Below are 703 nucleotides of genomic sequence, written 5' to 3'. Positions count from 1 at the left end.
GTCCATGCCGAACGTGCGGGCTTCGTCGGGAATGATCGGCGCGATGTGCTTGCCGAAGTTCTTATCCCGCATGAGGTCCTTGAGGAGCCGGACGAACGCCATGGTGGTGGCGGCCTGCTGCTTGCCGGAACCGCGCTTGGCCACTTCATAGGTCTTCGGTTCCGGCAGGACAACGTCCTGGTGCTTGGAACGGCGTTCCGGCACGGCGCCGCCGAGCTCGGCCCGGCGTTCCATCATGTACTTGATTTCCGGCGCGTCACTGCCCGGGTGGTAGTACGGCGGGCTGTACAGATCCTTCTCAAGCTCTTCGTCGGTGACCGGGATCCGCAGGTGGTCACGGAACTTCTTCAGGTCATCGAGCGTGAGCTTCTTCATCTGGTGGGTCGCGTTGCGGCCCTCGAAGTGCGGTCCGAGGCCGTAGCCCTTGACGGTGTGGGCGAGGATGACGGTGGGTTTGCCCTTGAATTCGGTGGCGGCTTTGTAGGCGGCGTAGACCTTGTGGTAGTCGTGGCCGCCGCGCTTGAGGTTCCAGATCTCGTCATCGGTCAGGTCTGCGACCATGTCCTTGGTCTGCGGGGTCTGGCCGAAGAAGTGCTCGCGGACGAACCCGCCGGACTCGGCCTTGTAGGTCTGGTAGTCCCCGTCGACGGTCTCGTTCATGACCTTCACGAGCGAGCCGTCGTCGTCCTTGGCGAGCAGGTCG

The 703-nt window shown here is 63.4% G+C and carries 1 pseudogene; it reads right to left on the bottom strand.

Features of this window, described 5'->3' with window-relative positions:
* A pseudogene (locus NQJ30_RS18840) lies at positions 1-703 on the bottom strand (pyruvate dehydrogenase (acetyl-transferring), homodimeric type); the annotation flags it as partial.

Source organism: Pseudarthrobacter sulfonivorans (assembly GCF_024391045.1).
GTDB classification, from domain to species: Bacteria; Actinomycetota; Actinomycetes; order Actinomycetales; family Micrococcaceae; genus Arthrobacter; species Arthrobacter sulfonivorans_B.
This window is presented reverse-complemented; position numbering and strand designations above follow the sequence as displayed.